The organism is Streptomyces katrae (assembly GCF_000966975.1).
GTDB lineage: Bacteria > Actinomycetota > Actinomycetes > Streptomycetales > Streptomycetaceae > Streptomyces > Streptomyces katrae.
Window position 1 is genome coordinate 1 of record NZ_JZWV01001228.1, and the last position, 5,445, is coordinate 5,445.

The 5,445-nt window shown below is 71.8% G+C and carries 4 protein-coding genes; all 4 read right to left on the reverse strand.

The features are described from left to right. Positions 1–60 precede the first annotated feature (60 nt). The gene (locus tag VR44_RS35360; RefSeq protein WP_045951746.1) at positions 61–561 is read right to left on the reverse strand and encodes a hypothetical protein; all 501 of its coding nucleotides are present in this window, start codon (positions 559–561) and stop codon (positions 61–63) included. Next, positions 546–1,583, reverse strand: a complete 1,038-nt coding sequence (locus VR44_RS35365) for a ParA family protein (protein WP_237292736.1) — start codon at positions 1,581–1,583, stop codon at positions 546–548. Before VR44_RS35365 ends, VR44_RS35360 begins: the two co-directional genes overlap by 16 nt. A 449-nt stretch (positions 1,584–2,032) precedes the next feature. Then, complete coding sequence (gene ald / locus VR44_RS35370) at positions 2,033–3,148, reverse strand: alanine dehydrogenase (protein ID WP_045951748.1); 1,116 nt, start codon at positions 3,146–3,148, stop codon at positions 2,033–2,035. A 152-nt stretch (positions 3,149–3,300) separates the two neighbouring features. Continuing rightward, entirely contained in the window at positions 3,301–5,352 is a 2,052-nt protein-coding gene (locus tag VR44_RS35375; RefSeq protein ID WP_052713983.1) for a tetratricopeptide repeat protein, read from the reverse strand. Positions 5,353–5,445: the final 93 nt, after the last annotated feature.

Below are 5,445 nucleotides of genomic sequence, written 5' to 3' on the forward strand. Positions count from 1 at the left end.
CGGGATACGGAGAAAGGGCGGGGCGGGGCGGGGAGACGGCACCGCGAAGCGGGGGTGGGGCTAGCGGCCTCGGAGGCGGCGGACCAGGATGCTGGCGTCGCCGCGCGACTCGAGGTCGGCCAGGACGACGGCGACCGCCTCCCGCACGATACGACCCCGGTCGACCGCGAGCCCGTGCTCCCCGCGCAGCACCAGCCGGGCGTGCTCCAGGTCCATCAGCTCCTCCGCGGAGACGTAGACCGTGATCTTCTCGTCGTGCCGCTCACGCCCGCTGGGCCGCCGGTTCGCTCCCCGGCCCTGCCCCTTGCCCTGCCGCGGCCCGGAAGCCCCGGCACCGGCACCGCTGGCAGAACCTTCCTGCGGCCTGCGCTGCGCGCCCACCGCCGGGCCGTCCCCGGTGGTCCTCGCCGTGCCGTCCGCCGGAGCGGCCACCGCGTGCTCCGTCCCCGCCGCCGGCTGCGCCTCCTCGGCGCCCCGCCTCGGCGAGGACGACTGGAGGGCCATCCCCCCGGTCGTGCGGAACAGTTCGTCGGCGCCGGGCAGACTCACTCGGCGGGACACCGGGCGAGCACCTCCCTGGCCAGCTGGCGGTAGGCGGCGGCGCCGACGGAGTTGGAGGCGTACGTGGTGATCGGCTCGCCGGCGACCGTGGTCTCCGGGAAGCGCACCGTCCGGCCGATGACCGTGTGGTACACGTGGTCGTCGAACGCCTCGACGACACGCGCCAGCACCTCCCGGCTGTGCACCGTGCGGGAGTCGTACATCGTGGCGAGGATGCCGTCGAGCTCCAGCTCCGGGTTGAGCCGCTCCTGGACCTTCTCGATGGTCTCGGTCAGCAGCGCCACACCGCGCAGGGCGAAGAACTCGCATTCCAGCGGCACGATGACCTTGTGAGCCGCCGTCAGGGCGTTCACCGTCAGCAGGCCCAGCGAGGGCTGACAGTCGATCACGATGTAGTCGTAGTCGTTCATCAGCGGCTTGAGCGCCCGCTGCAGCGTCGACTCGCGCGCGACCTCGCTGACCAGCTGCACCTCGGCGGCGGACAGGTCGATGTTGCTCGGCAGCAGGTCCATGTTGGGGACCGCCGTCTTGAGCAGCACCTCGTCGGCCGACATGCCCCGCTCCATGAGCAGGTTGTAGACCGTCAGGTCGAGTTCCATCGGGTTCACGCCGAGGCCCACGGACAGCGCGCCCTGCGGGTCGAAGTCGACGAGGAGGACCCGCCGGCCGTACTCGGCGAGTGCGGCACCCAGGTTGATGGTCGACGTGGTCTTGCCGACGCCGCCCTTCTGGTTGCACATCGCGATGATCTTCGCCGGACCGTGGTCGGTCAGCGGACCCGGGATCGGGAAGTACGGCAGCGGACGCCCGGTCGGGCCGATGCGCTCGCGACGCTGGCGGGCAGCGTCGGGCGCGAGGGTGGCCGCGTACTCGGGGTCGGGCTCGTACTCCGCGTCGGGGTCGTAGAAGTGCCCCTCGGGCACCTGGTCGTAGTCGGCGAAACCAATGGGCGCATCGCCGCTGTGGTCGCCGGCCGTGGAGTTCACGTCTAGGCCGTCCATGCTCTTTTGGGGCGTCGTCATGTGCTGGTGGTTTGCGAAGGTGCGGACCGCGACGGAGCCGACAGCTTCGAGCCCGGCGGAACCCTGGGTCCCCTCGGGCGTCCCTGCTCGACCACCTCCAGGAGCAAATGTCGACTCATCCACAAGTCGTCTTACCTCCTCGGACGTGACCAGGACACTTATCGATAGGTCAGCGTTGCACCATGCCGACGGTTGGCGACTCTATGGCGTGTCACCGCCCAGCGGCAACACAATCCGCCGGACCCGGCACGATGTGTCGGCAACCGAACACCACTCTGTCAAGGGCGTGCGCGCTGCCGCCGTGAAGTTTCGCAGGTGTGCGAAAGGGTTAAAGGGTTACGTTCGAGGCGAGTTGAACGGCCCGCGCGGCCGGGCCGCAAACACGTCCGGCCGGACCTTGCGGGCAAGGTCCGGCCGGAGACGTGAGATTGACGTCAGTCGTTGACGGTTCAGCCGAGAAGCGCGCTGAGCTCGACGGACTCGAGGTTGTGGGCCTCGGCGACGGGGCCGTAAACGACCTTGCCGTCATGGGTGTTGAGGCCCAGGGCGAGCGCCGGGTCACGACGGAGCGCCTCGGCCCAGCCGAGGTTCGCGAGCTGCACGATGTAGGGCAGGGTCGCGTTGGTCAGCGCGTAGGTGGAGGTGTTCGGCACCGCGCCCGGCATGTTGGCGACGCAGTAGAAGACCGAGTCGTGGACCTGGAAGGTCGGCTCGGCGTGGGTGGTCGGACGGGAGTCCTCGAAGCAGCCGCCCTGGTCGATGGCAATGTCGACAAGGACACTTCCGGGCTTCATCTTGGCGACGAGCTCGTTGGTGACCAGCTTCGGGGCCTTCGCACCCGGGATCAGTACGGCGCCGATGACGAGGTCGGCCTCGACGACGGCCTTCTCCAGCTCGTAGGCGTTGGAGACGATCGTCTTGATCTTCGTGCCGAAGATCTTGTCGGCCTCGCGGAGCTTGTTGATGTCGCGGTCGAGCAGGGTCACGTGGAAGCCCATGCCGATGGCGATCTGCGCCGCGTTCCAGCCGGAGACGCCGCCGCCGATGACCACGCACTCACCGGCGTGGGTGCCGGGGACACCGCCCGGGAGGACGCCGCGGCCGCCGGCCGAGCGCATCAGGTGGTAGGCGCCGACCTGCGGGGCCAGACGGCCCGCGACCTCGGACATCGGGGCGAGCAGCGGCAGCGCGCGGTTGGCGAGCTCGACCGTCTCGTACGCGATGGCGGTGGTGCCGGACTCCAGCAGGGCGTCCGTGCACTCGCGGGAGGCCGCCAGGTGCAGGTAGGTGAAGAGGGTCTGGTCCTTGCGGAGGCGGTGGTACTCCTCCGCGATCGGCTCCTTGACCTTCAGCAGCAGGTCAGCGGTCGCCCAGACCTCGTCGGCGGTACCGAGGATCTCGGCACCGGCGGCGACGTACTCGGCGTCCGTGATCGAGGAGCCCACACCGGCGTTCTGCTCGATGAAGACCTGGTGGCCGTTGCGGACCAGCTCATGCACACCGGCAGGCGTGATGGCGACCCGGAACTCGTTGTTCTTGACCTCGCGGGGGATGCCGACCTTCATCGTCGATCACGGTCCTTGACTCAGGGGATGTTTCGGGGCACTTCCATACATACCCGCCCACAAGAACGCGCAACGGGATGCACCACGTGATGTCGTGGTGAAGCCAGTCTAATGAAGGATGAGGCGCTGTCTAGCCTTGCAAACCAATAATTTCAGTCGGAGCTACTGCGGATTTCGCAGGCTGCGGGGTCGTCTCCCAGCAATCTGTCCGCCGCTGACCGGTGCAGTCGGGCCGCCGCCGGGTCGCCCAGGCGGTCCAGGGTGTCGGCCAGCCGGACCTGGAGCGCGGCCTGCAACCGCAGGTCCCCCGCACGGCGCGCGAGCTCGATCGCCTCGCGGCAGGTGTGCAGCGATTCCTCCGGCCGGCCGGCGTACTCCTGAACGCGTGCCATCTCGCTCAACGCCTTTGCCTGGCCCGGGACATCGGCGAGCCGGCGGTAGCCCGCGGCGGCCGCGCGCCAGCTGCGCAGCGCCTCCCCGTAGCGGCCCGCGTAGGTGTGCACGTTGCCGAGCCGCCCGTACAGCCGGGCCTCGTCCGCGCGCTCCCCCCGGGCGAGGGCGTGGGCCAGGGCGCGGCCGAACCAGTCGGAGGCCCTCGGCCAGTCCCTCAGCTCCAGGTACGCCCCGCCTACGGATTCCATCGCGCGGCCGGTCGCGTACGGGTCCTTCGCCGCCTTTCCCGCGGCCAGCGCGGCCCGGTACCGCTCCAGGGCCTCCAGGGTGCGGCCGGTGGCGGCGTCCAGGTCGGCCAGGTTCAGCAGGGCCGCGGCCTGCTCCCGGTGCAGGTGGCGGCGCTCGGCCACGCCGAGCACGAGCCGGTGCAGCCCGTACAGCTCGGGGGCGGCGGCCTCGGTGCCACGGTGCGCGGCCAGGGCCCTGACCAGCGCGGAGACCAGTCTGCGGGCCAGGGTGTCCAGGCCGCCGTCGGCCACGGCCAGGGTGGCGGAGGCGTTCAGCGCGGGCAGCCGGGTGTCCAGCCAGGTGGCGGCGGCCCGCCGGTCGGGGAAGCGGAGGGCGCGCGGGAGCCCGTCCAGGGACTCCCGCGCCTCGGCGGCCTCCTCCTCGGGCAGCTCGGCCATGGCCCGGCAGGAGGTCAGCAGGCGCACGGTCCGCTCCAGCATCCGGGCCCGGGCCAGCTGTACCTCGGCGGGCCGCTCCTTGGACTCCAGCAGGGACCGGAGGAAGGGCGCCAGGCAGCCGGGGAGCCGGAAGAGCCCGTCGCGGTCGTGCCGTACGAGGCCCAGCCGGGCGAAGTCCTCGAGGGTGGACTGCGCCGCGGCCACGGAGCAGCCCGCGAGGGCGGAGGCGGTGTGGGAGTCGAGGATTCCGGCGGGCGCGAGGGGCAGCAGCCGCACGGTGCGCTGGGCGGGCTGCGGGAGGGACTCGTAGACGATCCGGAAGGCACGGCCGAGCGGGCCGGAGGTGCCCGGGGGCATCTCGTGGAGCTGCTTGGCGAGGTCGGCGACGGCGGCCTTGGGGTGGGCGGCGAGCCAGCCGCCGGCCAGGGTGAGCACGGCGGGCAGTCCCCCGCACTCCTCGGCGAGGTCCTCGGCGGCGGTCGGGTCGACGGTGATCCGGGTGTCCCCGATGATCCGGCCGAGCAGCGCGACGGCGGAGCCGGTGTCCAGCCCGCCGAGGGTGCAGGGGCGGACGTCGGGGATGCCGGTGAGGGGGCCCTCGGCGGTGACCACGACCAGGCACTCGGGGGTGTCGGGGAGCAGGGCGTCGACCTGCTGGGGGTCGGCGGCGTCGTCGAGGAGCAGGATCGCCCGCCGGTCCTTGAGGGTCTCGCGCAGGGCGGCGCTGAGGTCGTCCTCGCAGGCGCCGGGCGGGGTGCGCTCGCCGAGGCCCTCCAGCAGGGTGCGGACGGCCCGCTCGGTTTCGAGGGGTTCGCCGCCGGGGGCGCTGAGCCGGACGCGGACCAGGCCGTCGGGGTAGTCGTCGGCCACCTCGCGCACGAAGGCCTCGGCGAGGGCGGTCCGGCCGGAGCCGGGGCGTCCGGCGACCAGCAGCACCCGTGCGCGGGGCGCCTTGGCCTTGCGGCCGGAGAGGGTGTCGAGCCCGGTCCGCGCGATGTCCTCGCGCAGCTCCTTCAGCTCACGCCGCCGCCCGACGAAATCCGCCACGGATCCGCTCCTCTCCCTGCCTTCGGGTTGCTGAGCGTAGTTCACGCAGAGCGACGGGCCGTGTGGAGCGTGGCCCATAGATCGCCCGATCGGATCAGCGGATGGGCCTACTAATCCCGGCCGGGGGCGTACCGCTGCGCGGGGCCGTCCCCTACCCGCCCTTCCACCGTT